General features: G+C 44.0%; 5 protein-coding genes. 4 read left to right on the forward strand and 1 reads right to left on the reverse strand.

Translation table 11 applies throughout. The features are described from left to right. The 4 genes from ACTQ3A_RS13725 to ACTQ3A_RS13740 all read left to right on the forward strand — a co-directional run. Positions 1-285: hypothetical protein (locus ACTQ3A_RS13725; protein ID WP_441101562.1), on the forward strand; the 285-nt coding region annotated here is incomplete at its 5' end. A 242-nt stretch (positions 286-527) separates the two neighbouring features. Beyond that, entirely contained in the window at positions 528-1,547 is a 1,020-nt protein-coding gene (locus ACTQ3A_RS13730; protein WP_441101561.1) for a replication initiation protein, read from the forward strand. 157 nt (positions 1,548-1,704) lie between these two features. Further along, a complete protein-coding gene (locus ACTQ3A_RS13735; protein ID WP_441101560.1) occupies positions 1,705-1,983 on the forward strand; it encodes a hypothetical protein in 279 nt (92 codons plus the stop codon). Between the two features lie 299 nt (positions 1,984-2,282). Next, positions 2,283-3,185, forward strand: coding sequence for a hypothetical protein (locus ACTQ3A_RS13740; protein ID WP_441101559.1), 903 nt, complete (start codon positions 2,283-2,285; stop codon positions 3,183-3,185). A 72-nt stretch (positions 3,186-3,257) separates the two neighbouring features. Here the strand turns inward: ACTQ3A_RS13740 and ACTQ3A_RS13745 are convergent. Further along, positions 3,258-3,775: Ltp family lipoprotein (locus ACTQ3A_RS13745; protein ID WP_441495180.1), on the reverse strand; the 518-nt coding region annotated here is incomplete at its 5' end.

Raw genomic sequence — 3,775 nt, forward strand, 5'->3', positions numbered from 1 at the left:
GATGATGCTGTTGTCGATGATGATGCTGTTGATGATGATACAGAAGATGATGTTGTTGGCTCAGAAGAAATTGATGAAGAAGCTTCTTCTGTTGGTTCCACGGTAGCTGTTACAGATGCCGCAGAGGTTGTAGAGCTTGCAGGCGCTGTAGAAACGGTAGATGTAGATCCACACGCCGTCAAGGTTAACATTGTCATTGACATTAAGATTGCAACAATTCGGTTTTTCATATTGTTTCCCCCTTTAGTTAAGTTGCTAACCACTGAGAATATTTTAACCCATTAACGATAAAGAAGGAAGTTTGACTACGAGTTTTGTGACATACAAAGACTTCAAAGTGCGGGGAGCACCACTTATAAACCCTATAAACCTTATAAAAGATGGTACAACATTTCGGGCGGTATAAATGGGGGTAAAGTACAACATTTCGGGCGGTATAAGTACAACATTTCGGGCGGTATATAAGTACAACATTAACATTGACATATGTTGTACTATGAACTATATTGTGTGTGGGAGGTGTAGCCATGTTAAGAGAAACCGATGAACAGTACCACCAAATTGAGTTAGAAGAATACTTTGACAGCACAGTTAAGCCTGATCTTTTTGCAGTATCACGTATTTTCGCAGAGGCGCGTAAACAGATGACTTTAAGCGAATATAAAATGTTCGCGTATGCGCTAACATCTGTGAAATGGAAAGACAAATGCCCTGATATTCTCTATCTAGATAAAAAGGAAATTGCAAAGATTGTAGGTATCACCGAATCCGATGCATCAGATTTAAGCCAGCACGTAAAGCGTTCTGTCGGCGATCTGGCAAAACACAGCTATCTTGAATTTTCAGATAAGGCAAGCGGGGCATGGGCAAACGGATTTTTTGTAACAAGTATAGCTTTTTTCAAAAACCGCATCCGTATCCGCATGAATCAAGACTATTTGCCGCTTTTTGGGAAAATGGAACGCGGTTATATAACGATGTGGAGCGGTGATATTTTCAAGATGCGTTCGGAGCGCGCTGTTAAGTTTTATGAGGTGCTAAGAGAGAATAGCGATACACGAAAAGAAATGCAGACAGGAACAATAAGCATCAGATTCTTAAAAGAATTATTTGGCATACCAAAGGACGGTAAAGGGTCTTACATGTACAAGGGGCATTTTCGCCGCACAGAATTTGAAAAACGTGTGATAGATCCGATCTGTGAAGATCTGGCAAACACTGAAATGATTCAGCTGATTTTGCAACCAAACGGCAAATACTACGAAAAGGTGAAAAGAGGCAACCGCGTTATTGCTTACAAGCTTTTTTGGACAATTTCAAGCCATCCGCGCGTGGCTTCTGCGGCAGAGGTCAAAGAAATTCAAGAAAAGGTTGACGCAGATGCACAGGTTCTGAAGGTGGCGAAAGATATTGTAAAAGGCAAAAAGAATACAAAGAAAGACGGCACAAAGTTCAACACAAACTTCCAACAACGAGACTACGACTATGACGCGCTAGAAGCCGCCCTTCTGGCGGCACAGGGCGCACCAGAAGGCACAGAAGGGTAAGACAGCATACTGAGCTTGCCTGTTCCTTATTTTCGCCAAAATCGACCATATACGAGTGTAAAATTAAATCGGATACCGGAGTTGCGAATTACAGAAAGAAAAAAAACGCGAATTAGCAAAAAAGAAAACAGGTATATATAAAACGAGTATTGAAGAAATGGAGATTACAGTTAAACAGATCGATTTTTTAGCCTGGGGAACAGGCAGAGAGGAAAAAAATATGTATGAAGTGAAAAGTGTGCGTGTTTACGAGAAAAAAGATTTTGAAAAACTCGCAGAGATTTTGAAGAACATCGAACGGCCGCTAGACACAGAAGTATCAACCGCAAGATTTATGTGTGAGGATATCGCACGTGGCATGTGCCTAGATGACGGCATTGTTGTGAAAGAGAGTAACGGAAAAACCGTAGCAACTTATGAACACAACGTGGTGTAAGTGGCAGGAAGGAAAAAGGGACGCATAAAGCGCCCCTAATTTATTGCAAAAAAGTAGAGGTTTTAAGGGTTTTAAAAGTCCGTTTATATCAATCGACAGGTTGATATAAACGGACATCTGCAAGATTTTGGATTTAGCTTTGCGTTATTGTCTCCGGTCCTCACGAAACTTTGAGAGACTGGCTCCGGTGGTTTGTTTGATTACCGCTGTTGAGCTAATGTGGCTCCCTCTGACGCGCTTCGGCGCGGTAGGGGTTGAGCTTGCCAAACGGCTGTTTAATCTGGGAGGTGAGATGCGAAATGAGTCGAAAAAGAAGCAGGAGCAACAGAAAAGATCTATCGCACGACATTTACTGTCGGCTTAAAAGAGCTTATAAGCTCGGGCGCGGGCGCGATCGGCACAAAGATAAAAAATCTGGAGAGGACGTAAGATTTATTTATGCAACACGGACTTACGAAACTTACAGAGAACAAGGCAAATATTTTGCAGCCTATGCAAAGCAAAAAGGATGCAAGACGCTCGCCGAAGCTAAAGAAATTGTACCCGAGTATTTGCAAATGCTCATAGATGCAGGCAAGAGCGGTTTTAGCGTTCGGACGGCGGCAAGCGCAATAGGCAAAGTATATGGCGTTACTTATGGCGCTTTTGGGGTTGAAATGCCGGAAAGAAAGCGATCAGAAATTACTAATAACAGGGGACAAAGCAAAATGCTTGCGCATTACAACGCGGAAACCGTGGAAAAATACGCGAGTATTCTTAGATGTATCGGTCTGCGGCGATCTGAAGCCCTTCTGGCGCGCGGCGCGGATCTGATGCAGGAAGACGGTAAATACTATATTTGGGTGCCGCGCGGCAAGGGCGGGAAGTACCGCAAGGCCGTTATTCAAGGCACAGACGAGGAAATCAAAGCTGTGGTACAGCTTTTTGAAGAAGCAAGAGCGAGGGCTGAGAAAGGCGGTGACGGCCTTGTATGGCCGTCAGGAATCCCGCGCAACCTTCCGGTGCACCGTTATCGGGCAGAATACGCGGAACGGGTCTATAAAAGCGTTGCAAGGCCGGTAGAGGGCTTGCAGAGGGAGGAAAAATATATTTGCCGGGGAGACCTGGCAGGGATGGTCTATGATAGAGCGGCGCTGAAATATGCGAGTCAGCAGCTCGGACACAATCGCGTGTCCGTTGTCGCAGATAATTATCTGCATTGATCTGAGTAACTTAAAAGAAAAAGAGGAACGGTTAATACCGCTCCTCTTTTTCTTTATTTCTTTATTCACGAATTAAAGTCCTAACTGGTCAGCCGCATATGTTGCCTGATCGACAGTGAATTTATCTCCATAATCAGATGATAATTGCTGAATTAAACTGTCACGGGAAAATCCGCCAATATCGAGATAGCTTTGTGCCGCCTTCACTGCCTGTTCGTTCCAGTCAGCACCGCAGTTATCTGCGGCGTATGTTGCCTGATCGACAGTGAATTTATCTCCATAGTCAGACGACAGCTGATCAATCAGTCCCTGATATGAAAATCCTTGGAAATCGAGATAGGACTGAGCCGCCTTTAATGCTTCAGCATTCCAATCGGCGCCACAGTTATCAGCAGCGAATGTTGCATCTTCAACAGAAAATTGATCTCCGTAGTCTGATGACAGCTGATCAATTAGTCCCTGATAAGAAAACGCTTGCAAAGACAGATAATTTTTTGCAGCGCTCAATGCTTGCTGCTGTGAAGGTGTAGCGTTCAGCACTGCGGATGTTTCTGACGACGATGATGCTGTTGTCGATGATGATGCTGTTG

The sequence above is a fragment of the Bilifractor sp. LCP21S3_F8 genome, assembly GCF_052117805.1.
GTDB lineage: Bacteria > Bacillota > Clostridia > Lachnospirales > Lachnospiraceae > Bilifractor.